Annotated in this window: 22 protein-coding genes; 3 read left to right on the top strand and 19 right to left on the bottom strand. The window is 36.8% G+C overall.

All coding sequences use genetic code 11. The features are described from left to right. Positions 1-68: 68 nt before the first annotated feature. On the bottom strand, positions 69-1,043 hold the full coding sequence (locus Q1B07_RS22435; RefSeq protein ID WP_299833770.1) for a DUF2515 domain-containing protein: 975 nt from the start codon (positions 1,041-1,043) through the stop codon (positions 69-71). A 135-nt stretch (positions 1,044-1,178) separates the two neighbouring features. On the opposite strand from Q1B07_RS22435, the gene recU reads away from it, so the two are divergent. Beyond that, on the top strand, positions 1,179-1,769 hold the full coding sequence (recU, locus tag Q1B07_RS22430; RefSeq protein ID WP_299094159.1) for a Holliday junction resolvase RecU: 591 nt from the start codon (positions 1,179-1,181) through the stop codon (positions 1,767-1,769). A gap of 243 nt (positions 1,770-2,012) precedes the next feature. Beyond that, the gene (locus Q1B07_RS22425; RefSeq protein ID WP_299094133.1) at positions 2,013-4,700 is read left to right on the top strand and encodes a PBP1A family penicillin-binding protein; all 2,688 of its coding nucleotides are present in this window, start codon (positions 2,013-2,015) and stop codon (positions 4,698-4,700) included. 19 nt (positions 4,701-4,719) lie between these two features. Here Q1B07_RS22425 and Q1B07_RS22420 read toward each other — a convergent pair whose 3' ends face one another. The 17 genes from Q1B07_RS22420 to Q1B07_RS22340 form a co-directional block, all read right to left on the bottom strand. Beyond that, a complete protein-coding gene (locus Q1B07_RS22420) occupies positions 4,720-5,286 on the bottom strand; it encodes a YpoC family protein (RefSeq protein ID WP_299094134.1) in 567 nt (188 codons plus the stop codon). Continuing rightward, positions 5,270-5,941, bottom strand: coding sequence for an endonuclease III (gene nth, locus Q1B07_RS22415; protein ID WP_299094135.1), 672 nt, complete (start codon positions 5,939-5,941; stop codon positions 5,270-5,272). The genes Q1B07_RS22420 and nth overlap by 17 nt, the downstream gene beginning before the upstream one ends. Positions 5,942-6,019: 78 nt before the next feature. Then, complete coding sequence (locus Q1B07_RS22410) at positions 6,020-6,724, bottom strand: DnaD domain-containing protein (protein WP_299094136.1); 705 nt, start codon at positions 6,722-6,724, stop codon at positions 6,020-6,022. A gap of 171 nt (positions 6,725-6,895) precedes the next feature. Continuing rightward, a complete protein-coding gene (asnS, locus tag Q1B07_RS22405) occupies positions 6,896-8,188 on the bottom strand; it encodes an asparagine--tRNA ligase (protein WP_299094137.1) in 1,293 nt (430 codons plus the stop codon). Positions 8,189-8,323: 135 nt separating this feature from the next. Further along, positions 8,324-8,833 (bottom strand): DUF5590 domain-containing protein, encoded by a 510-nt coding sequence (locus Q1B07_RS22400; protein WP_299094138.1) that lies wholly within the window; start codon positions 8,831-8,833, stop codon positions 8,324-8,326. Positions 8,834-8,847: 14 nt separating this feature from the next. Further along, positions 8,848-9,018, bottom strand: coding sequence for a YpmA family protein (locus tag Q1B07_RS22395; protein WP_299094139.1), 171 nt, complete (start codon positions 9,016-9,018; stop codon positions 8,848-8,850). A 345-nt stretch (positions 9,019-9,363) separates the two neighbouring features. Beyond that, positions 9,364-12,186, bottom strand: coding sequence for an ATP-dependent DNA helicase DinG (gene dinG, locus Q1B07_RS22390; RefSeq protein WP_299094141.1), 2,823 nt, complete (start codon positions 12,184-12,186; stop codon positions 9,364-9,366). A gap of 267 nt (positions 12,187-12,453) precedes the next feature. After that, positions 12,454-12,837, bottom strand: a complete 384-nt coding sequence (gene panD, locus Q1B07_RS22385; RefSeq protein WP_299094143.1) for an aspartate 1-decarboxylase — start codon at positions 12,835-12,837, stop codon at positions 12,454-12,456. A gap of 44 nt (positions 12,838-12,881) precedes the next feature. Further along, entirely contained in the window at positions 12,882-13,727 is an 846-nt protein-coding gene (gene panC / locus Q1B07_RS22380) for a pantoate--beta-alanine ligase (RefSeq protein ID WP_299094144.1), read from the bottom strand. Further along, the gene (panB, locus tag Q1B07_RS22375; protein ID WP_299094145.1) at positions 13,724-14,563 is read right to left on the bottom strand and encodes a 3-methyl-2-oxobutanoate hydroxymethyltransferase; all 840 of its coding nucleotides are present in this window, start codon (positions 14,561-14,563) and stop codon (positions 13,724-13,726) included. Before panB ends, panC begins: the two co-directional genes overlap by 4 nt. A gap of 396 nt (positions 14,564-14,959) precedes the next feature. Beyond that, positions 14,960-15,940, bottom strand: coding sequence for a biotin--[acetyl-CoA-carboxylase] ligase (locus tag Q1B07_RS22370; RefSeq protein WP_299094147.1), 981 nt, complete (start codon positions 15,938-15,940; stop codon positions 14,960-14,962). Next, positions 15,910-17,124: a CCA tRNA nucleotidyltransferase gene (locus tag Q1B07_RS22365; protein WP_299094148.1), complete on the bottom strand. Its 1,215-nt coding sequence runs from the start codon at positions 17,122-17,124 to the stop codon at positions 15,910-15,912. The genes Q1B07_RS22370 and Q1B07_RS22365 overlap by 31 nt, the downstream gene beginning before the upstream one ends. 50 nt (positions 17,125-17,174) lie before the next feature. Beyond that, positions 17,175-18,308: an N-acetyl-alpha-D-glucosaminyl L-malate synthase BshA gene (gene bshA, locus Q1B07_RS22360; RefSeq protein WP_299094150.1), complete on the bottom strand. Its 1,134-nt coding sequence runs from the start codon at positions 18,306-18,308 to the stop codon at positions 17,175-17,177. Further along, complete coding sequence (gene bshB1 / locus Q1B07_RS22355) at positions 18,305-19,018, bottom strand: bacillithiol biosynthesis deacetylase BshB1 (RefSeq protein ID WP_299094152.1); 714 nt, start codon at positions 19,016-19,018, stop codon at positions 18,305-18,307. Before bshB1 ends, bshA begins: the two co-directional genes overlap by 4 nt. A gap of 120 nt (positions 19,019-19,138) precedes the next feature. After that, complete coding sequence (mgsA, locus tag Q1B07_RS22350) at positions 19,139-19,549, bottom strand: methylglyoxal synthase (RefSeq protein ID WP_299094153.1); 411 nt, start codon at positions 19,547-19,549, stop codon at positions 19,139-19,141. Between the two features lie 14 nt (positions 19,550-19,563). After that, complete coding sequence (gene dapB, locus Q1B07_RS22345) at positions 19,564-20,361, bottom strand: 4-hydroxy-tetrahydrodipicolinate reductase (RefSeq protein WP_299094154.1); 798 nt, start codon at positions 20,359-20,361, stop codon at positions 19,564-19,566. Positions 20,362-20,412: 51 nt separating this feature from the next. Further along, on the bottom strand, positions 20,413-20,739 hold the full coding sequence (locus Q1B07_RS22340; protein ID WP_299094155.1) for a nucleotide pyrophosphohydrolase: 327 nt from the start codon (positions 20,737-20,739) through the stop codon (positions 20,413-20,415). 148 nt (positions 20,740-20,887) lie between these two features. Between Q1B07_RS22340 and Q1B07_RS22335 the strand changes: the two genes are divergently transcribed. Then, complete coding sequence (locus tag Q1B07_RS22335; RefSeq protein WP_299094157.1) at positions 20,888-21,760, top strand: YitT family protein; 873 nt, start codon at positions 20,888-20,890, stop codon at positions 21,758-21,760. A 137-nt stretch (positions 21,761-21,897) separates the two neighbouring features. On the opposite strand, the gene ypjB is transcribed toward Q1B07_RS22335, so the two are convergent. After that, entirely contained in the window at positions 21,898-22,692 is a 795-nt protein-coding gene (ypjB, locus tag Q1B07_RS22330) for a sporulation protein YpjB (RefSeq protein ID WP_299094158.1), read from the bottom strand. Between the last annotated feature and the right edge of the window lie 98 nt (positions 22,693-22,790).

Here is a 22,790-nt window from a genome sequence, read left to right as displayed (position 1 = left end):
AAGGGTTGATATACTTATTTCTCTATCAGTCTGCTAGCCCTTAATTTTTTTGTCCAGCTAAGTGTAACCTATCCATATTCTTGTAACAAGGATAATAAATGCAGTTGACCTTGTTTATGTTTAAACCACTCCGTTAATTCATAATTTTTTGGTATCTTTCTCACTTTAAACCACTTTTTTGTTGATTGTCCATGAAACCAATCCTGCTTTGAAACGTCTATAGTATGTGAAACCTCTGGATAAGCTGTTCGTAATAAGGGAGTTTCTCTTTTCCTTTTTTCGGGAAAGAATTGTTCATAATCAAACCTTGAGCCTGTATGTGGAACAGATTTTGAAAAAGCTAAAAAGGAATGATACAAACCAGCATCGAAAAGAAGCCATGCCAAACGCTTCCCAAGCTCAATCCGATTTGTTAATTGGTCAAAATTTGTAACAGAAAAACCAAACAGCTTGCCATTCAAGGTCGGAAAAACAACTGTACTAAAATGTAGAAAATTTTGGATCCGATAAGGTATAGTTTTAAACACTAGACGCTTATATAGAGCATTGTTTATCACTGGAGACTGGATGACATTCTGCTCATTAATAATAAGAGCAACCATTAATCGTTCAGTATTGCGGTTCAACCAAAACTCTTTCCATTCATGAACCATAAATTGCGACACATCGAAATGTTCAAGTAAATCAAATAATGGCTCTTTTACCCTTTTCGACCACTGATATAAAAGAAGCTGTGGAAATGCATCTTGAAAAATAGTCCAATTAGCACATTCATATGTCATAAAAAGTAAGGATCTCTGTTCCATGCTTAAAGCTTTTCTGAACCATTTCCCTTGTAGATCTGTCATACTCCAGCCAGCATTTCTTGAAACCAAACTTGCGAGAAATGCCCATTTAATTTCAGGATGATGCCGATAAAAATCTTCATATGCTTTTGTTCGGGAGATATTGTCGTAATTTTTGATTCTTGTCGTATGATCTATAGATGTAATGATTTCTTGTTTACATAAAAGCTTTTGTTCATTCGCTTTGTTTTTAATCATTGTATCCACCCCATACCAATTATCGTCTCCTAAATAATTGGTATGTACACTTAACAAAATTGAAACTTTTTTATCATTCCTTTCTTGAGATTTTTGGTATGATAAGTAGTAGTTTATTTTAGGAGGTTAACTATGATTTTTCGTTATCCAAACGGAAAGCCTTATGAACCAAAGGAACAAATTAAACCGAAAAAGCAGCAAGACATCACCTATAGCAATCGAGGAATGACGCTTGAAGAGGATTTAAATGAGACAAATACTTATTATCTTGAAAATAAATTAGCTGTCATACATAAAAAGCCGACACCGGTTCAGATTGTTCATGTAGATTACCCAAGAAGAAGTGCAGCCGTTATTAAAGAGGCTTATTTTAAACAAAGTTCAACAACTGATTACAATGGAGTTTACAGGGGAAAATATATTGATTTTGAAGCAAAGGAAACAAAAAACAAAACTTCATTTCCTTTGCAAAATTTTCATGCCCATCAAATTGATCATATGAAAAATGTTGTGGATCAAGGTGGAATAAGCTTTGTTATTTTATCAGCATTCGATACATGTTATTATCTTGAGGCACGACATCTTTTTACCTTTTGGAATCGTCAGGAATCCGGTGGCAGGAAGTCTATTTCCTTAAATGAACTTAATGAATATGGCCATAAAATCACATTAGGATACCAACCTAGGATTGACTATCTTAAGATTATCGATAAACTATACTTTTAAGGTAGTATCAAAAATGCAAGCACCCAAAGAGATAAGACGTTCATGAATAAAAGGTATGGATACTTTTTATTCATGAGCGCCTTAACCCTTATGGTGCTTGGCGCTTGCAGTTAAGATACATCGCACTTGACTGTATCGTTGCAAGCTTGTGCCCATGGCTAGGCAATTAGCAAACTAGCTCATAAATGCAGACTTATAATAACGCTTTTTCATGAAAGCCTATTATGAAAGGTTGGTAGTAAAATGTCAGAACAATATAAGAGTCGTGAAGAACGTAGAAAACTACAGACTCAAAAAACGGCAAAGAAAAAAAAGAATAAAATTCATAAATCTGCACCGCTTTGGAAAAAAATCTTATTAAGCTTGCTTGCCATTGGTATTGTCGGAATGGTAGCTGGCGGGATTACATTTGCAGCCATCGTTGCTGGTGCACCTAAATTAGATGACAAAAAGCTAAAGGATTCATTTTCATCCATAATATACGATATGAATGGAAATGAAATAACAGAATTCGGTCAGGTGAAACGGACGTACGTTCCGTATGATGATATACCGAAAGTCCTTAAAGAGGCAGTACTTGCAACAGAGGATGCCCGTTTTTATGAGCATAACGGAATCGATATCATTCGTTTAGGTGGTGCTCTTGTCGCTAATGTTCAAGAAGGTTTCGGTGCTGAAGGTGCTAGTACAATTACCCAGCAGGTCATTAAAAACTCATTATTAACAACCGATAAAACCATTTCACGGAAGGTACAGGAAATATGGTTAGCCTTTCAATTGGAACAAAAATATTCTAAACAAGAAATTTTAGAAATGTATTTAAACAAAATTTATTTTCCTGGAAACGTTTATGGAGTGGCACAAGCTGCAGAATCCTTCTATGGAAAAGAGCTAAGTGAGCTTGAGCTTCATGAGGCTGCGATGATTGCGGGAATGCCGCAAAGTCCAAATAATTATAACCCAAGAACGAATCCGGAAAACGCTGAAAAAAGACGCAATATTGTTTTAAGTTTAATGGCTCAGCATGGATTCATTACAGAGGCGGAAGCTGATGAAGCCAAAAAAATCCCGGTTCAATCAACAGTTATTGAACCAACTGAAAAAGCAAACTCATACCATGCTTTTGTTGAAGAAGTCATTGAAGAAGTTAAAGAAAAAACAGACATTGATGCCGGGTCAGCGGGGTTAAAAATTTATACAACCTTAGATCCTATAGCACAAGAAACTGTCGAAGATGTCTTAAACGGCGACAGCATCGATTTTCCGGATGATAAGATGCAGGCCGGCATTACCTTACTTGATACAAAAACAGGTGAAATCCGTGCGATTGGCGGCGGACGCAATCAGCCGGTTGGCGGATACAATTATGCAACAGATACTAGACGCCAGCCAGGCTCAACAATTAAGCCGGTCCTAGATTACGCTCCTGCTATTGAACACTTGAAATGGTCAACATATAAACAACTTGATGACCAACCATATACGTATAGTGACGGAACACCGATCAATAACTGGGATAGGGATTATATGGGCCAAATGTCGATTCGTGATGCATTAGCCTATTCCAGAAACATTCCTGCTTTAAAAGCATTGCAAGAGGTTGGTTTAGAGAAAGCGCAAGAGTTTGCCCAGGGATTAGGCATTCCTCTACCGGAAATCTACGAGCCTTATGCGATCGGCGGATTTTCACATGGGGTATCCCCTCTCCAAATGGCTGGAGCTTTTAGCGCCTTTGGTAATAATGGGATTTTCATTGAGCCACATGCGGTTAAGAAAATTGTTTTAAGTGATGGGACCGAAATTGATCTGGCACCAGAACCGGAAGAAGCTATGAGCGATTATACTGCTTTCATGATTACGGATATGATGAAATCAGTTATTGAGTATGGGACTGGTAAATCGGTTCAGATTTCTGGTGTTAATATCGCAGGAAAAACGGGAACAACAAACTTTTCTGCGGAGGATAAAGAAAAATATGATGTTCCTTCTGGTGCAGCAAAGGATGCCTGGTTTGTCGGCTACAACCCAAACTATACCGCAGCCGTTTGGACCGGATACAATATTTCACAGGATAGTGATAAGGTTTATTTAACATCGGAAGATCAGAAACTAGCAAGAGCGATGTTTAAAGGGGTATTCTCCGAAATTGCAAGTGGCGATACTTCAGACTTCGAACAGCCAGACAGTGTCGTGAAAAAATATATTGAAAAAGGATCGAAAGAACCCGTTTTAGCTAGTGAGTTTACTCCAGATAATATGGTTACAGAGGAATACTTTGTAAAAGGGACTGCACCTAAAAAGGAATCAAAGAAATATGTAAAAGTAAAACCTGATAAACCATCAAGCTTATCAGTTAACTATGATCAAGTAACAAATTCGATTAGCCTAAACTGGGGCTATGATGAGGGTGCATTAGAGAATGTTTCATTTGAGGTAAGCCAATCAGTGGATGGCGGGCAATACCAAGTTGTTAGTACTTCAAAAAATATGGGTTATGCCATAGCTGATGTTACACCTGGAGCTACTTATTCCTTTAGGGTTGTAGCAGTAAGTGATGAAGACAATAGTAATCGCAGTGGCACGGCTTCAACGAAAATTCAAGTCCCTAAAGCAGAAATTGACGTTCCAGTGCTTCCTGATGAAGAAGAAAATCAATCTGATGAGGGCAGCGAAAATGAGAACGAGAATGGCAACGGGAACAGCAATGAAAACGAAAATGGTTCTAGCAACGGGAATAACGAAGAGAACGGTAATAACAACGGAAATGGCAACGGGAATGGTAATGACGACAACGGAAATACCGAAAATAATGACGGCACTCAAACTGAGGATGGCCAAAATAATGGTGGTACTGAAACACAACCGCCTGTAGATGTAGAGATTCCCTTGGACATTAACGGAACAAACGAGGAAGAAGAACAAGAAAATTAAATAATAAACACAAAAAGGATCACTCTATTGGAGGGATCCTTTTTGAATGATTAAAACGTTTTATGGCTAATGATTTAGAGAACATTTTTTCAAATTCACTAAATAATTGCTGAAGCTGGATAAACGAATGATACCCAGAAGGTTTATTGATAATAAAGGATAAACGCTCCTCACAATTTGCAGGTTTTAACGGCAGCTGTGAGATCATCATCTCAGCAGGCAATAAACTAGACACAGGCTTTTGATTTGCCCAATATAGACTAATGACAAATAATGAAATGGAGTGAATCATATTTTCCTCTTTCTGTAACCCTTTCTCTCGGTTAGTAAAAGCTTTATGAAGAGAGGTCATTATTTTCGTCCATTGCTCTATTACAGTTGGGATTGTGCGTTCAGGATTCATCCATGGCTTTTCATTTAATTCTTCCCCTAATACATGCAGCATATCAAAATAGAAGGGTTCTTTTTTCAAGATCTCCTCAAAATCTATCCCATTATAGTTAGAAAACAGACCGTCCTCTTTAAAAAACGGTGAGCAAAGAAATGATTTCGGAACCAAATATTCATTTCTATTGTTCTTTTGCATGTAAAGCCTTTCCTTTTTTCATCCGTTTTTGTCCTTCACGGCATAGATGTAAAAGCGGACAGACTTCACATTTAGGCGATTGTGCCTTGCAATGGTAGCGACCAAAAAAAATCATGCGATGATGCGTATCTGACCATTCTTCCCTAGGGATCTTTCGCATTAAGGTTTTTTCTACCTCAAGAACAGAATCCTTCCACCGGCAAATACCTAGACGCTTGCTTACTCTTTCCACATGGGTATCTACTGCTATCGCTGGGACACCGAAGGCAACTGATACAACTACATTAGCTGTTTTTCGGCCAACACCAGCAAGCTTTGTTAATTCCTCATGTTCACGAGGAACTTCCCCATTGTATTTTTCAATTAGTGTTTCACAAAGTCTTCGAATATTTTTTGCCTTATTTCGGTACAATCCAATCGATTTAATGTCTTCTTGTAATTCCTCTAAGGAAACAGCTAAATAATCCTCTGGCTTTTTATATTTTTCAAAAAGATTTTTCGTTACTTTATTCACTAATGCATCTGTACACTGTGCTGATAACGCAACCGCAATTACAAGCTCAAAAGGGTTTTCATGTACCAGTTCACAATGTGCATCCGGGAACATTGCTTGAAATGTATTTAAGCATTCGCGAATTTGGGCTTTTGTTAACATTTCTTACACCTTCTTTTACATCAATTACGACTATAATTTTATATTTGCCTGTTAATTTCCGATTTCTATAGCGAATGGCTAGCTCTCCAACCAATTATAAAATGGAACTTTTCGTTGGTAATCTTCATTGCTTATTTGTTTATTTGCACTATTTCCTTGATGTTGACGGAATTTTTTCGCATGGTTCCGCGCTTGATCAATCGTCCGTATTCCATTCTTTTTCCATTCAAATAAGATCCGATCAATATACCGAAAATTCAATTTACCGGACATAACAGCTTCGCGCAAAGCTGCTTTTATAATCACCGGATCGTAATCATCTTGATCAATCCAGATCGCTAATGTTTCACATTCAAATGGTGATAATGGTCGTCCAAACTCATTCTCAAAAATGGTATAAAGACTTTGATCCTCTTGCTGGGTAAGTTCCTGCTCCTGTTTACTTTTTTCCTGTTCCATATACGTATACAATTTATCCCATAGCGGTTTTAAGGAGTAATTCTCAAAAAGGATTGTATTCTCTTCACATTCCTCTATCGTTAAAAAACCTCTCTGAATTAAGCTTCTTAATATGGAAGTACAAGCTGAAGTAGGGATTGACATATGACTGGAAAGCTCTGTCGGGGTTGGAAAATGATTGCCATTTTGTTTAAATTTCTTTACCTGTAAGATCATCATTAATTCTTCTTCATTTAATCCTAATTTTGCATAATAATCAAATAAAATAACGGGTATTGATACACTCCCTGTTTCTTGTAGAGATATAAACTGCTCCTTGTTCATCAAACACACCTCATCTCAAGTATAACATGCCCGTTACAAACATTGTATACATTCATACTCGGTTGATTTTGCCAATCATTAAATGATGGATAAATAATAAAAAACGACTCTTGAAAAGCTTTTATAAGCGATTAAGAGTCTGTTTTTTACTGTCTGCTTATTTGTCTATCTTTACGGATAAAGTCGGTTTAATAAACGTGGGAATGGAATTGTCTCCCTAACATGTTCGACACCGCTGATCCATGCTACCGTTCGTTCAAGGCCTAGTCCAAAGCCGGAGTGTGGAACAGATCCATACTGACGCAGTTCAACATACCATTTATAGGCTTCAGGATCCAATTTATGCTCATCTAAACGTTGCTTTAACAATGCGGTATCATGAATACGTTCTGAGCCACCTATGATTTCCCCATAACCTTCAGGTGCAATTAAATCAGCACATAATACAACATCTTCACGATTTGGATCCGGCTGCATATAAAACGGTTTTAAGCTTGTTGGATAATGTGTAATAAATACCGGCTTTTCATAAGCCTCTGCAATCGCCGTTTCATGCGGTGCACCAAAATCATCGCCCCATGTAATGTCTGAAAATCCTTTTTTATGAAGAAATTCAAGCGCTTCATCATAAGTAATTCTCGGAAAAGGAGCCGTAATTTTTTCTAGTTTAGAGGTATCTCTTCCTAGTGTATTAAGTTCCAGGGAACAGTTTTTTAGGACGTTTTGGACAATATAGGATACATAATCTTCTTGAACCTTTAAATTATCCTCAAACTCATAAAAAGCCATTTCAGGCTCAATCATCCAGAATTCAATTAAATGACGTCGTGTTTTTGATTTTTCTGCTCTAAAGGTAGGTCCAAACGAAAAAACCTTTCCTAACGCCATTGCTGCTGCTTCCATATAAAGCTGTCCGCTTTGTGATAAATAGGCATCTTCATCAAAATATTTCGTATGAAATAGCTCTGATGTCCCTTCAGGAGCACTTCCGGTTAAGATAGGCGGATCAACTTTTACAAAGCCCTCTTTATTAAAGAACTCATAGGTTGCCCTGATGATTTCATTTCTTATCTTCATTACGGCATGCTGACGTTTGGAACGTAGCCATAAATGACGATGATCCATTAAAAATTCGGTTCCATGCTCTTTCGGAGTGATTGGATAATCAACAGATTCAGCAATTACCTGAATGTTTGTTACACCAAGTTCATAGCCAAAAGGTGAACGTTCATCCTCTCTGACAATACCTGTCACATAAATTGATGTTTCTTGTGTAATGGATTTAGCCAGCTTGAACATGTCTTCAGCTACCTCTGCTTTGACAACAACACCTTGAATAAATCCCGTACCATCACGTAATTGTAAAAATGCAATTTTTCCACTTGAGCGTTTATTTGCAAGCCAAGCGCCAATTGTCACTTCTTTTCCAACATATTTTCCTACTTCAGCTATTGTTGTTTTCACGAAAATTCCCTCCAAAAAAGCTCCGATGACTTATCATTTATTCCAATCTTCAGGGTAAAAACCCAGAAATCTCACTTTATGTATTAACAACACTTATTATACTTATTTTTATTTGGAGTAGCAACGGTTCGAACATTATGATTGGGCGGTATTCTTAATTGCCATATGCTTTACAATCTCACCATCATAAAAGTTTACCAAATCAAAAGTATATCGATTTGACTCATCTACGTATTTAACTTCCCATATCGGTATGCCTTCATCCATACCTAATTTCACATCAATAATTTTAACGGGGTTATACTCTTTTTGCACGGTTGTAATTGCTTGTTTTTTCGTGATTCCACTTGATTGCTTTTTAACAATAACCTGCTGATCTTTTTCAGATTGCATAACCCAAGCATAAACTTTATCACCGTTGCTATTTTCCCCTGTCATAACATGGAATTTTTGCTGTCCATAATAGGTTTCGATTGTTCCGACTGAAGACAGCTTTCCTTTCTCTAATGCAAGTGCTTTTGATTGTTCATGACCGCTGGCATATTGTTCCCTTGCCGTATTATATGTTGTTGAAAAAACCAAAATCCCTATAATAAACAAGATACTGACTGTTATGATTAACGTCGTGATTGTTTTTTTCTTCATCTATTGCATCTTCCTTATGTACGATAAATTGTAAAAACACACTTATTTTTATCTTCCTGCTCAAGTGCTAAACCGAACATTAAATCTTCTCGTTTTAGCGTCCGATTTAACAAGTCGACTATTTTATACAAGTCATCCGAATGATTTACTGTCACAGTAGATAAAATTTCTATTTTACTTTCCATGTCATTTTCCTCCTTAGTAAAACAAATATTGTAACTTATATGTCCCATTCCTCTGGACAAAATAAGCTTACAACAACCTTTAACTTGTTGTACCGATTCGTTATAACAATGTATACCAATTAGCTGATAATAAATTTTCTCCTAACTCACACCAATTTGGACTGATTTTATGCTAAAAAAGCATGAAATCAGTCTATTTTTCACTTTATCCCATCTTAACAGGCCAATAAAAACCACTTTCTTATGTTTTAACTAAAAAGTGTAGGGGAGTTAACTGTCTGTAAAGATCCGATAAGTTTCGCTAACCTACAGTGCAGATAAAATACATCCACACTGTAGGAAGTCTCACTTTATCCATTTTTCAATTGAATGTGTTAGTAAATGCATTGGTTTTACTTCTACTTCCAGCTCTGGCAATGATTTTAGAAAATCTTTGCCATAATTAGTTGAGACGATCCTGTTATCTAAGACAAACAATATCCCGCGGTCTCCTTCATTTCGAATAAGACGGCCAAAGCCTTGTTTAAATCGTAAAATCGCCTCTGGAAGAGAATAATGATAAAAGGAATTTTTGCCTTCTCCCTCATATTTCAGACATTTAGCTGCAACAATTGGTTCGTCAGGAGATGCAAATGGTAAACGAACAATCATAAGGGCTGTTAGTTCTTCACCAGGAAAATCAACACCTTCCCAAAAACTGTTTGTCCCTAACAAAATCGCTTTTTCAAATTGCCGGAAATTCTTTGTTAACCTTAAACGACTACCGCTTCCCGTTCCCTGCCCTAAAATGATAAAATCATCTAGTGTTTCATCTTCTTTTAACAATTGATACGTTTTTTTCAACATTTCATATGAGGTGAATAAGACAAGAATTTTTCCGTCAGTTATTTGAGCAACACTGCCTATGTTCGCTGCTAACGCCTCTGCATACTCCTCAACAGAAACATCATTTACAAATGGCATATCACTCGGAACAAACAGCTTTACCTGATCCTTGTAACGGAAAGGTGCATTTAGCTGCAATTGTTTCGGATAAAAATCTGTTAATCCGACAGCTTCCATCACGTAAGAAAAGGATTTGTTTACTGATAAGGTTGCAGAAGTTAAAATAGCACTTTGCTTATTGGCAAAAAATTCATCTGCCAAAAACTCTGATACATCAAGCGGCTGTGCATATATGGAAACAGCATTTTTTGCACCTTTTGAATCAATTTCAAACCAGGTAACAAATGCTTCATTTTGGGAAAAAAACAAAAAACCAAGATATTCCTTATATTCTTTAAATAATGATATCACTTGTTTAAACTCTTCAATAACGATTTTATTTTTTATTGAAAGCTTATCTTCATATACTTTATCCAAAACCTTTAAGGATTTTTCCATCAAGTTAATTAAATCATTCATCAAAAACTTCACTCGGTTTGCAAGCTCTACAATGGAAGCCCATTTTCGATTATTTTCTTTTCCCACATCATATTTGTATGAGGCTCGATTTAATTGAGAATCTTTTTTGCGTGTTAACACATAGGAATGTATCGCAGAAAAAAACTGGTGGCATTCCTCTTGTAAATGTAAAAGACATGGATCCATTTCCTGTAATTCTTGATGTGTTTGATTACCAGCATCTTTTAATACATCCGTAAAGCTCCTAATAAGCCCTTTTGTAGGAAATAAACCTAAGCGGGAGATGACACTGTGGACATCCAAATACGAAAATCTAATTCCTAGCTGTTCTGTAGCAACCCTTTGAAAATGATGTGCTTCATCAATAATCACCTCATGATATTTTGGCAAGATCTTTGCTTCACGTTTTAAATCTGATAATAGTAAAGCGTGATTTGTAATAATAAGATTTGCATTTAAAGCCTTCTGCTTTGCCCGCTGATAATAGCAAAATGAAAAGAATGGGTTGCTTTTAAAAGACGAGGCATCAACTTGAAGCTGCTTCCATAAAACCTTCCCACCAGAAGGAATATTAAGCTCATCGACATCCCCGGTATCTGTTTCCGTCAACCAGAGAAGAAGCTGTGCTTTTGTTAACACAAAATCATAGTTATCTTCTTGATCTTTTAAAGATTGTTCAAATTTTTGCAAGCATAAATAGTGACGCTGTCCTTTTAAAATAGCTGTTTCAAAGTTGAAAGGTAAGATCCTTTCAAGAAAAGGAATCGTACGCTCGATTATTTGTGTTTGCAGAGTTGTTGTATATGTACTAATAATTATTGGTCTTTGCTCGTTTTTTGAATAAATGATTGCTGGTACAAGGTATGCAATGGTTTTTCCGCTTCCGGTCGCTGCTTCAAATAATCCATGTTGATGAGTTTGTAATGCTTTACCTATTTCCTTCATCATGGTTAATTGTTCTTTACGGTTCTGATAGGTTGGGAAAATACTCTTTACCCTACCATTTTTATCTTCAAAAAGTTCAAGTATCTCTTCTTCTTTCACGTTCTTTTCTATGGATCGATCTGTTTGCTTATCATCATTTAATTGCAGCTTCTTTATAGCTAATGTTCGAATGATCTGTAGGTCATTCTTTGTTTGCTGCTTTAAATTTACTAATTTATTTGCGATAATCTCCTCTAGGATATCCTCAATATCACTAATAAAGGATCTCGAAAGTTTTGAAAGCTGCTGCAGCGTTATGACAGGCAAAGCCTCGAATTTTTCAAGGATTTGCAATAAGAGTAAAGCCGTAACCTCTGCATCACTGTCAGCTCGATGCGGAGATTCGTGAAGCATATTAAATTCTTCACTTAAATCTGTTAACTTATAGCTTTTTTCTGTTGGAAATGTGACTCTTGCCAATTCAACCGTATCAAGAATAGGGCCAGTAAACTGGAATCCGCAGCTTTTGAGCTCTTCTTGTAAGAAAGATAAATCGAAGTAAACATTATGTGCAACAAAATAAGCATCATTTAGCAACGATATTAACTCTTCAGCAATGTCCTCAAAAGAAGGTGCATCCTGTACCATTTCGTTTGTAATTCCTGTTAATTGCTCAATGAATAACGGAATTTCTTGTAATGGATTTACAAAGCTCATATATCTATCAACAATTTGCCCGTTCTCTATGACAACAGCGGCAATTTGAATGATCTTATCTCCTTTTTTAGGAGCATTTCCCGTTGTTTCTAGGTCAATTACAACATATCGTTGCTCTTTCATCTGTTACACCTCTACTATAAAAAACGCAAGCTTGTTTCTGTTAGTGTTTGAAATAAATCGAAAAGCTAGACTTAAATTCAGCTTCTTTTTAGATGTATACTATTGTATTACTTTTTTAAACGATACCTTTACTATACCATAATTCAACATAAAAAAAGGACTGACTCATGACAAAAGACTGAATTCACCCCTATAAGATGAATTCAATTAGTTAAGAGTCAGACCTTATGATCATCATTAATAAATACTGTATTTATAAATGCATCCTTATAATATTGTTGCGGCTGGTTCCTGACCTAATATCTCCACGATTTTATTATTTTCATCCATGATGGCAATCTTAGGCTTGTGCGATTGAACCTTATCTTCAGGGATTAGCGTATAAGTTAAAATAATGACGATATCTCCTTCTTGGACCAATCGTGCAGCTGCACCATTTAAACAAACAACACCGCTTCCTCTTTCACCTGGAATAATATATGTCTCAAATCTTGCCCCATTATTATTATTGACAATTTGAACCTTTTCGTTTGGAACCATTCCTACCGCATCGATTATATCTTCATCGATTGTAATGCTCCCGACATAATTAAGATTTGCTTCTGTTACACGAGCACGATGAATTTTGCCGTTTAACATTGTACGATACATTTTCTCTCCTCCAAACAAATAATACTGTCTATGATTTCAACTCTCTAAACTTCAATCGTTATATTATCAATTAGCCTTGCTTTTGTAAACTTGACAGCAACAGCAATGATGATCTTACCGCAAATGCTGTTTATTTCCTCCATGCCAGGGTAGGACAATATTTCTACATAATCGATCATTCCATCTGTTTCTTTGGAGATCGTTAATGAAATCGTTGTTTTTATTTTTTCTTTATCCCGTTCCCCATGAGCTATTTTTTCCTTCGCTGCCAATAAACTTCTATAAATCGCTGGCGCTTGCTTCCGTTCCAATTCTGTCAAATACACATTTCGCGAACTTTTTGCCAGCCCGTCCTCTTCTCTAACTGTTGCTACTGGCACTAATTCAATCGGAAAATGAAATTCTTGAATTAATCCATCCACAACGGCAACTTGTTGCGCATCCTTCATACCAAAATAAGCCCGATCAGGTTTGATAAGGTTAAAAAGCTTTGTAAGGACTGTTGCCACCCCATCAAAATGACCTTCTCTTGACTTGCCGCATAATACATTCACCCTTGACAGTACTGTAACTGTATATGAAGGTTTTTCAGGATACATTTCCGTTACACTTGGCAAAAATAGAAGATCTGCTCCTGCCTGTCTGGCAAGCTCCTCATCCCTTTTAGGGTTTCTTGGATATGAATCAAAATCCTCATTAGGTCCAAATTGCAATGGGTTTACAAAAATGCTTAGAACAACAATATCATTTACTTTTCTTGCTTCTTCTAAAAGCTTGATATGTCCTTCATGCAAATAACCCATTGTTGGTACAAATCCGATTGATTTCTGCTTTGTCTTATATTCATGTATCTGCTTGATTAATTCCTTCTTTGTTGTGACAACATTCATTTTATTACTCCTCCGTATAAGCTTAATAGCTCTTCTTCCTTCATTTTAAATGAATGTTTTGCTTCAGGGAACGTTCTGTTTTTTACTTCTGAAATATAGCTGCTAATAGCTGTTTCAATCGGTTCAGCTATATTTACATATTGCTTAACAAACTTTGGTACACGGCTTGAGCCGTAGCCAATTAAATCATGATAGACCAATACTTGGCCATCTGTTTGATTGCCGGCACCGATCCCAATCGTTGGAATCGTTAGTTGCATTGTAATTTCCTTTGCTAATTGTTGAGGAACACATTCTAATACAAGAGCAATTGCACCTGCATCTTCACACCTCTTCGCATCTTCAATTAGCTTTTTTGCAGCCTCGGCACTCTTTCCTTGAACCTTATAACCACCTAAAACATTTACAGTTTGTGGAGTTAAGCCGAGATGAGAAACAACAGGAATGCCGCTAAAAGTTAGTGCTGAAATAATTTCAGTAACACCGTCTGCTCCTTCAAGTTTAACAGCATTTGCCCCACCCTCCTGCATTAGGCGCGCAGCATTTTTCATCGATTCATCCTTTGAAAGATGATAAGACATAAAAGGCATATCTGTTACAATAAAGGTATCTTTAGCACCACGCTTGACAGCTTTTGTATGATGTACCATATCATCAACCGTAACAGAAATGGTTGAATCATATCCAAGAACAACCATTCCTAAAGAATCACCGACAAGAATCATATCTACGCCGGCTTTCTCAGCATCCTGTGCACTAGGATAGTCATAGGCTGTCAGCATCGTAATTGGTTCCTCATTTTGCTTCATTTTCATAAAATCTAATCTCGTTTTCATATTTCCCCTCCTAAAAAGTGCTATAAGATGTAACTGCCACTTTTAAACGGATAGTATCATAAGCTACATCCTACTAGTTTGCAGAAAAAATTGTGTTAGGAAAGGGGAGGAAATCACCGAATTCATTTTCCATTAAAGTAAAAAATCCTTCTTTCGACAAAGAAAGAAGGATTTGAGAGCATACTAAATAAATCGGTTTTCATCCCTCTGTCCTAGTCCTTTTTGGATCAAGGCAGAATATAAAGTCAACATACGTATTAATTGATTCTGCTTTTACTATTTACAAAACAGAATGGTTCATGAATCAATGTTCACTGCTAAGGTGTAGTTCGAAAAGATACTACCCATTTGAAAGTATAGCAGAAAATTCACTTCATTGCTATCATGTAAAACAAATTACTTCATTTCGATATCTGCAGAATAAATTCGCTCTATCGATTGATCATTCTTTTCAATTAGCAGAACACCATCATCATCAATACCAATTGCTTTTCCCTCAATCGTCCCCTTGAGGGTTCTTGCAATGATGGTTTTTTGTAGACTAATTGCATAGCTCTCCCATAGAAGCTTAATCGGCTTAAATCCTTGAGATAAAAATAAAGAATAAAGCCCCTCAAATTTCAATAAGATGGTTTGAATAAATTGCGCTCTTTCCCAATCAGAACCTGTTTCGACCTTGATCGAGGTCGCCACATTTTGTAATTCTTCTGGAAAGTCTTCTTTTGTTTGGTTAACATTTATTCCTGTTCCAATGATAACTGAATGAACTTGATCTGCTTCAGCTTGGAGCTCTGTCAAAATTCCGACGATTTTTTTTCCGTTCAGCAATATATCATTTGGCCATTTAATATCCGGCTTGAGCGGGGTAAGCTCTTCAATGGCTTGGACAATCGCAACAGCGGTTAAAAGGGTGAGCTGCGGGGTTCGGTTAATCGGTATTTTCGGACGAATTATCATACTCATCCAAATTCCTGTACCACTTGGGGAATACCAAACTCTGGACATTCTTCCTCTTCCGCTTGTTTGTTGATCAGCAACGACAATTGTCCCCTCCGGTGCTCCTTCATTTGCTAGGCTTTGCGCGATTTTTTGTGTGGAGGTAACTGTTTCCTCAAAATGAATATTACGCCCCATTAGCTCGGTTTTCAGTCCTAGTTGAATTTCATTACTACTTATTTTATCGGGCTTTTTTGTTATCCGGTACCCTAATCTTCGCACCGCTTCAAGTTCATATCCTTCTTTTCTAAGCTCCTCGATATGCTTCCAAACCGCAGTTCTTGAGCAGCCGATAACTTCACTAATTTTTTGACCTGATAAAAATTCTCCATCTGCTTTTGAGAAGGCTTCTAATAGTTTTGATCGAAGTCCAGATTGCATGTCATTAGCCACTCCTTTATTGCAGACTTATTATTTTCTAGTTTCTTGGCTACAATTGCTTTTTCAATTTCAAAAATCACTTTTGAAACCCATGGACCTGGTTTTTTTTTAAGAAAATCGATAATATCATGTCCAGTTACATTAAGCTGACTTTTGCTTTGAATTGGCAATTGTTGAAATCTATCAATAATTCTTTTTACATTACCCTCTACCTGCTTAGGGTCTATCATTAACGTACAAAGCCTTTCTACACTAACAGCTGTTTCAACCCCTGCTTCATATAATAAAAAGTCTGACCATTGCTTTTCTTTTACGATAGTTAAATAATCTATATTTTTCTTAACTGCCTTTATTAATTTATTAGGCAGTTTCCACTTTCTTAAAAACTCTTCAACCGATCTTGGCTGAATACAATTGGTAAATAATGACCAGTGCTCTATGTTCGTTTTCAAAACCCTCATGTCATAAGTAGAAAGCCGAATTAATTCGTCCTTTTTCCTTTCTAAACCAGGCAAATAAGAATGCATGTTTGTGTCTACAATCATCGCCAATGCCTGTTTTTGATTGACTCCCATTAACAGTTTTTCAATTTCAACTGTTTTCCTCTCAACGGAAATCTCCTTTAAAAGATGAGCATGATCACTTATAGCCTTTTTCGTTTTTGGACAGAGTGTAAATTGCAATTGACTAACAAAGCGAACTGCTCGAAGCATTCGCAACGCATCCTCATTAAATCTTTCTTCAGGAGAGCCAACAGTTTGAATAAGCTTCTCTGATAGGTGGGCTTTGCCATTAAAATAATCGACGATCTTACCGTTTATATCCATTGCCATCGCATTAATGGTAAAGTCTCTTCTTCTTAAATCCTCTATTAACGAAGAAATATATACTACATGACTAGGGCGGCGGTTATCTACGTATTCACCTTCTGCACGAAAGGTGGTCACTTCATATGGGGAGCCGTTATGCAGCACGATGATCGTGCCATGTTCTGCCCCGACATCAATTGTATGCTTAAATAGGTGTTGCACATCCACCGGTTTTGCAGATGTTGCAATATCAATATCACCAATTTGACGATTTAAGAGGAAGTCGCGCACTGCTCCGCCGACATAATAAGCCTCATACCCCGCTTGATGTAATGTATCCAAAATTGTTCTTGCTTCAACAAAAGGGCTGTTCATTTTTTTAACTCCTTATTGATAAGGGAAAATAGAATGTCTAAATTTCATATTTAATGTCCCAGCAGGTCATAATAAATTGATTCATATTGGGAAACAATTTTATCTGAGTTAAAAAGACTTCTTGCTGTTACGATCGCATGGTCTGATATCTTCTGGTATAACTTTTCATCTGTTAAAAGCTGTATTGCCCTGTGTGAGACTGTTTCAATATCGCCAACCTCACATATGTAGCCCGTTTCACCTTCATTAATAACCTCAGGTATACCTCCCGTATTTGCACCGATACATGGAACACCACAGGCCATTGCTTCTAATAACACTAAGCCAAAGCTCTCTTTCTCAGAAAGCAGCAACATGAGATCACTCAATGAATATAATTCCTCTAAGTTATCCTTCTTCCCTAAAAAAAGAACATTATCAATAAGACCTAATTCCCGAACAAGTCTGCTTACGTACGTCATCTCAGGTCCATCGCCTACTAATAATAGCTTTGCCTTTATCTTTCGTTGTATTAATTGAAAGGAATAGATAACATCCTGAACCCGTTTAACTTTTCTAAAATTAGAAACATGGATAATAACCTTTTCATCATCACCAATTCCGTATTCTCTCTTAAGATGTGCTGCATCTTTTTTATGGTAAACACGGTCATCGATGAAATTATAGACGGTTTCAATCTCTTTATTCGGCTGTATTAAGTCATATGTCTGATTTACTAATGCATTAGAAACAGCGGTAACCTTATCTGATGCTTCAATCCCAAAGCGGATTAAATCGGAAAGGGATTGATCATAGCCTAAAACTGTAATATCTGTTCCATGCAGTGTTGTCACAATTTTCAGGTTATCAGCAACCATTTGTTTCGCTAAGTAAGCGCAGATGGCATGAGGGATCGCATAATGAACATGCAATAAATCCAATTTCTCTCTTTTTGCTACTTCAGCCATTTTACTTGCCAATGCTAAATCATATGGCGGATATTTAAATACTGAATATTGATTCACTTCTACTTCATGAAAGGTAATATTGCAATAAACCTTATTCAAACGAAACGGCAAGCTTGAGGTGATAAAATGGATTTCATGTCCGCGTTCAGCAAGAAGCTTTCCCAGTTCTGTTGCGACAACTCCTGACCCGCCAACAGAAGGGTAACAGGTAATGCCGATTTTTAATTTTTTTTTCATTTTCCTTCACCTATCAAATCTGCTGAAAGCAAGATTGGTTTTTTCGTTTTAAATCCTTCTGCATACAACACCCCAGCCTCTTTACCAAATAATCTTTCCCGGCTCTCAACCGTTTCAATATAACCGTTTGTTAATGGAGTATCAGCTGAGCCTGCAACCTTTTCAAATTGGCTCTTATATGCTCTCAGGCTTGCCATCTTTTTGTCGATTGAATCGGTTATATCAATCACGAAATCCGGCCTGTGAAATCCGTTAATCATATAAAAATGAAGGGCTTGAACACGATGTGAAGGATAGCCAAGAGCATCCTTATAGTTGCGTATACCTGCAGAGAAAACTGCTTCCTCAACTAGTTTTGCACAGTGACCATGATCCGGATGACGATCTTCAAAATATGGTGCAAAAACAATAGTAGGCTGACATTCTCTTATCACCGTAACAATTGAGTGAATAGCAGCTTCTGTTATGTATAGACCACGATCTGGTAATGATAGTTGGATTCTTTTAGTAATACCTAAAATTTCACCTGCATTTTTTGCTTCTTCTTGACGGATTGTAATCGTCCCATTTGAGGAAAGCTCTGCTTTTGTTAAATCACATATACCAATTTTATAGCCTTTATTTGTATATTTTGCAATCGTTCCGCCCATCCCTATTTCTACATCATCAGGATGTGCTCCAATTGCAAGAATATCTAATTTCTGACTCATGTGCTTCTCCTTCGTTTATATAAAGGTTAAGGCAGTGATTTCATCATTTAGAGAAGTTTTCCACTCCCTGTAGCAGATAATAGCATGAAAGCAATCATACATTTTATCAAAACAAACAACTTATTTATTTTCTTTGGAATGAATGACATCTCTCCACTGTAGATCACCGCGTTCAAGACCGCGAATTAAAATCTCTGCTGTTCCCATATTTGTCGCAAGCGGAATGGAATAAACGTCACAAAGACGAATTAGTGCTGAAATATCAGGCTCATGCGGCTGTGCGGTTAACGGATCTCTAAAGAAAATAACCATATCCATATCGTTTTTAGCAATCAGTGCACCAATTTCTTGGTCTCCCCCAAGCGGACCAGATTGAAAACGATGAATAGATAAACCGCTTGCTTCCTGAATACGTAAACCTGTTGTACCAGTAGCAAATAATTGATGATCTTTAAAAATAGGTTTATATGCCATTACAAACTGAACAAGATCTGTTTTTTTCTTATCATGAGCAATCAATGCAATCTTCATTTTAATTTTCCCCTTTATTCGATAATGTTTTCCAACCCATATACGAGTAAATCTACTTTCATCACATTTTCAACCGCTACTTTTACTCCTGACATAAATGAAGCGCGATTATAAGAGTCGTGACGAATCTTTAACGTTTGACCATCTCCTCCAAACAGGACTTCTTGGTGTGCAATTAGTCCTGGAAGACGAACACTATGTAGACGAATACCTTGATAATTTGCACCGCGTGCACCTGAAAGAATTTCTTTTTCATTTGGATGCCCTTGTTGCTTTTCTTCGCGAACGGCTGAAATCATTTCAGCTGTTTTTAAACCTGTACCAGAAGGAGCATCAAGCTTTTGGTCATGATGTTGTTCAATGATTTCCACATCCTGAAAATACTTAGCAGCCATTTGAGAAAATTTCATCATTAATATTGCACCAATTGCAAAGTTGGGGGCAATAATTGCACCGATTCCTTTCTCAACTGTTAATTCCTGAAGCTCCTTTAAATCCTCATCAGAAAAACCGGTTGTTCCGACTACAGGTCTTACACCATTCAAAAGTGCTTTTTTCGTATGGATTTTACCAATTTCAGGTGTCGTTAAATCGATAAGCACATCTGGGGACGTTTCGAAAAAGCATTTATCGATATCTGTATAGATCGGTACATCAACGTCAAACCCATCAATATCTTTCAAGCTTTTTCCATCATGCTTATGATCAACTACTGCTACTAATTCAAAGTGGCTTGTTTCTTCAACAAGCTTAACAGCTTCACTTCCCATCCTTCCGCGGGCACCTGCAATAACAATTTTAATGTTTTCCATCAATCAAAACTCCTTTTATTATTAGAAATAAGCTTTTTTTCTTACATTGTTTTAATCTTTTTTCGTCCAGCGGTCCTTGTCTCTTGTTTTAAATTTATTCATGACAAGGTCATGTGCTTTTTCTAAGTTTATATTTAAAGAGTTCGCAAGACATATGAGAACAAATAATACATCTCCAAGCTCTTCTTCAATTTCCTTTTCTTTTTCTGTTGCTTTTTTCGGTTTCTCACCATAGTAATGATTAATTTCTCTTGCTAATTCTCCGACTTCTTCGGTAATTCGAGCCATCATAGCTAATGGAGAGAAATAACCTTCCTTGAAACCACTTATGTATTGGTCAACCTCATTTTGTAGGTCTTTCACTGTCTTTTGCTCCAACTATATCACCTCATCTGCTTTTCTCTTCAATGTTAGCTAATACTTGTAAGATTTACAATTATTTCGTCATCATTTTTTCAAAATTTGCACCTTGACTCACGATCAACTATAATAGCTTTGCCATGATCGTAATTTGGGGAGGTATCTTATGCTAGGAGAAATACGCTTAAAAAACATCTTATTTATATTAATTGGATCCGCAATTTTTGCATTCGGTCTTGTGCATTTTAATATGCAAAATAATTTAGCCGAGGGAGGCTTCACCGGCATAACCCTTATGCTTTTTTTTCTCTTTAACTTCGATCCATCCATATCAAACTTACTATTAAATATACCATTGTTTTTAATCGGATGGCGCGTTTTAGGAAGAACTTCTTTTTTCTACACAATGATCGGAACCATTGGTTTGTCATTCTTTTTATGGATTTTTCAACGTTATCAAATTGATATGCCGCTTAATGATGATTTGACTCTTGCAGCTCTGTTTGCGGGGGTATTCCTTGGAATTGGCTTGGGGACGATTTTCCGTTACGGTGGAACAACTGGTGGAGTAGATATTATTGCAAGGCTGGCCCATCGTTCCTTCGGTTGGAGCATGGGAAAAACAATGTTTTTATTTGACTTATGTGTTATTACGTTATCTTTAATTACTTATTTATCCTATAAAGAAGCAATGTATACGCTTGTTGCTGTATTTGTCGGAGCACGCGTTATTGATTTTATGCAGGAAGGAGCCTATGCTGCAAAGGGTGCGACAATTATCTCCAGCCACTCTGAAGAAATTTCAAAAAGAATTATGGAAGAGATGGAACGGGGAGTTACCATTTTAAAAGGACAGGGCTCGTTTTCAAAACAAGATCGCGATGTTTTGTATTGTGTTGTTGGAAAAAATGAAATTGTAAGGTTAAAATCTGTGATTACAGCAGTCGACCCTCACGCGTTTGTTGCTGTAAGTGATGTCCATGATGTTTTAGGTGAAGGCTTCACATTAGATGAAAATAAAAAACCGTTGCAGCGTTAATTTTAGTCTGTGTTAATACATAATTTAAGGATTACTTTTTGTATTTGACCAAATCCTTAGCCACTTAGGAATTAAAGATGATAACAGAGGTTCATTCTTAAGTGGCTACCTGCAGATCAGCCCTACCGGTGCTATTTTTATTGCTGATTATTTTTCTCCCTTCTTGCCGCTTTTTCCCTTTCTCCGCGGTATTTTCTCCAGCCTGCATATGATAATGATAATAAAATAACACTTCCTGTTGAAATCATTACCCATAATAAAGAGGGATCTGCTTCATCCTCTTTTACTCTCTCAAACAGAGATTTTAATTCTTCTTCCATAACAGTCAATTGCTTAACACGGCTCGATTCAGGGATTTCTTGAAAGAGGCGATCCTCAACAACTGAAATATGGGCATCCATTTCTTTTACCCGCTGGCTATCGAAATCAACCTGAATACTAGGGTAGATTACTTCATATAAAGCTATAAATTCATTCCAATCATGTTGAAAGGACTGGGTATCTCCTTCCTCCACATCCGTTTTCATTTGCGAAAAAGTCTCCATTATGGAGGACTCCATTGACCCCCATAATGGCTGATGCTCAGACACCATTGCATCCACGACAAGACGAAACTTAGTTAAAGAACGAACCTTTTCTTCAGTGCTTACTTTTTCATCCTCAACAATGTTTAGCGCGTTTTTATGCGTACTCGTTATCGTTCGAAGATGTTCAAGAGATATATACTTTCGATCAATCTGTATTTCATCAAATTTTACAGCAAAATATTCAAGTAATTGGGCAGATTCGCTAAATCTTTCTTGCTTAGCCAACTGTAATGCTGTGTCAGAAATTTTATTTAGTGCTTCCCAATCATATTGTTCTTCAGAAAATGCTGGTTTTATGTGAAACAGCAACATTCCAATAATGAGTGCAACTATCCATTTCTTCATACTTGTCCCCCCTAGAACTTCTACGTATTGTCAAAACTTATATATTAAAAAGTTAATAATTCCTTGATTTAAAGGGCTTTAAATGCAAAAAACTTGCC

The organism is uncultured Metabacillus sp. (assembly GCF_947503125.1).
Taxonomy (GTDB): domain Bacteria; phylum Bacillota; class Bacilli; order Bacillales; family Bacillaceae; genus Metabacillus.
Note: the sequence above shows the minus strand (reverse complement) of the source record. Positions and strands in the feature narration are given on the sequence as shown.

What these genes read in the sequence shown, in the direction of transcription:
- Q1B07_RS22435 (WP_299833770.1), bottom strand. Translation starts at nt 1,043, where the DNA reads ATGATTAAAAACAAAGCGAATGAACAAAAGCTTTTATGTAAACAAGAA.
- Q1B07_RS22425 (WP_299094133.1), top strand. Translation starts at nt 2,013, where the DNA reads ATGTCAGAACAATATAAGAGTCGTGAAGAACGTAGAAAACTACAGACT.
- Q1B07_RS22420 (WP_299094134.1), bottom strand. Translation starts at nt 5,286, where the DNA reads ATGCAAAAGAACAATAGAAATGAATATTTGGTTCCGAAATCATTTCTT.
- nth (WP_299094135.1), bottom strand. Translation starts at nt 5,941, where the DNA reads ATGTTAACAAAAGCCCAAATTCGCGAATGCTTAAATACATTTCAAGCA.
- Q1B07_RS22410 (WP_299094136.1), bottom strand. Translation starts at nt 6,724, where the DNA reads ATGAACAAGGAGCAGTTTATATCTCTACAAGAAACAGGGAGTGTATCA.
- Q1B07_RS22400 (WP_299094138.1), bottom strand. Translation starts at nt 8,833, where the DNA reads ATGAAGAAAAAAACAATCACGACGTTAATCATAACAGTCAGTATCTTG.
- Q1B07_RS22395 (WP_299094139.1), bottom strand. Translation starts at nt 9,018, where the DNA reads ATGGAAAGTAAAATAGAAATTTTATCTACTGTGACAGTAAATCATTCG.
- dinG (WP_299094141.1), bottom strand. Translation starts at nt 12,186, where the DNA reads ATGAAAGAGCAACGATATGTTGTAATTGACCTAGAAACAACGGGAAAT.
- panD (WP_299094143.1), bottom strand. Translation starts at nt 12,837, where the DNA reads ATGTATCGTACAATGTTAAACGGCAAAATTCATCGTGCTCGTGTAACA.
- panC (WP_299094144.1), bottom strand. Translation starts at nt 13,727, where the DNA reads ATGAATGTTGTCACAACAAAGAAGGAATTAATCAAGCAGATACATGAA.
- panB (WP_299094145.1), bottom strand. Translation starts at nt 14,563, where the DNA reads ATGAAAACGAGATTAGATTTTATGAAAATGAAGCAAAATGAGGAACCA.
- Q1B07_RS22370 (WP_299094147.1), bottom strand. Translation starts at nt 15,940, where the DNA reads ATGCAATCTGGACTTCGATCAAAACTATTAGAAGCCTTCTCAAAAGCA.
- Q1B07_RS22365 (WP_299094148.1), bottom strand. Translation starts at nt 17,124, where the DNA reads ATGAACAGCCCTTTTGTTGAAGCAAGAACAATTTTGGATACATTACAT.
- bshA (WP_299094150.1), bottom strand. Translation starts at nt 18,308, where the DNA reads ATGAAAAAAAAATTAAAAATCGGCATTACCTGTTACCCTTCTGTTGGC.
- bshB1 (WP_299094152.1), bottom strand. Translation starts at nt 19,018, where the DNA reads ATGAGTCAGAAATTAGATATTCTTGCAATTGGAGCACATCCTGATGAT.
- mgsA (WP_299094153.1), bottom strand. Translation starts at nt 19,549, where the DNA reads ATGAAGATTGCATTGATTGCTCATGATAAGAAAAAAACAGATCTTGTT.
- dapB (WP_299094154.1), bottom strand. Translation starts at nt 20,361, where the DNA reads ATGGAAAACATTAAAATTGTTATTGCAGGTGCCCGCGGAAGGATGGGA.
- Q1B07_RS22335 (WP_299094157.1), top strand. Translation starts at nt 20,888, where the DNA reads ATGCTAGGAGAAATACGCTTAAAAAACATCTTATTTATATTAATTGGA.
- ypjB (WP_299094158.1), bottom strand. Translation starts at nt 22,692, where the DNA reads ATGAAGAAATGGATAGTTGCACTCATTATTGGAATGTTGCTGTTTCAC.